At 71.6% G+C, this 331-nt stretch carries 1 protein-coding gene; it reads right to left on the reverse strand.

Annotated features, from left to right (window positions below; translation table 11 throughout):
* Positions 1-331: hypothetical protein (locus KVP70_RS33505; protein WP_217946743.1), on the reverse strand; the 331-nt coding region annotated here is incomplete at both ends.

A 331-nucleotide genomic window follows, 5' to 3' on the forward strand; every position in this document is an offset into this window, starting at 1 on the left:
CGACGATGTCGGCGGTCTCGATGGCGCCGATGGCGTTGCTGCTCAGCGCCGCAACCTGGGCCGAAGCCAGGCTGCTCAGCTGGGCCGAGGTCAGCGCGACGACCTGGTTGGTGGTCAGTGCGGCGATACCGGCGGTGCTCAGCGCGGCCAGCGAGGCGGTGGCCAGGTTGTTGACCTGGGCGGTGGTCAGCGCGGCCACTTGGCCGGAGCTCAGGGCGGCGACAGCGGCCGTCTTGATGGCCGACAGGTCGGCCGTTTCCAGCGCGGCGATGGCATCGGTCGACAGCGCGGCCACTTGCGCGGTGCTCAGCGCGGCGGCTTCGGCGGTAGT

Origin of the sequence: Duganella violaceipulchra (assembly GCF_019166075.1) — a bacterium.
Lineage (GTDB): Bacteria > Pseudomonadota > Gammaproteobacteria > Burkholderiales > Burkholderiaceae_D > Rugamonas > Rugamonas violaceipulchra.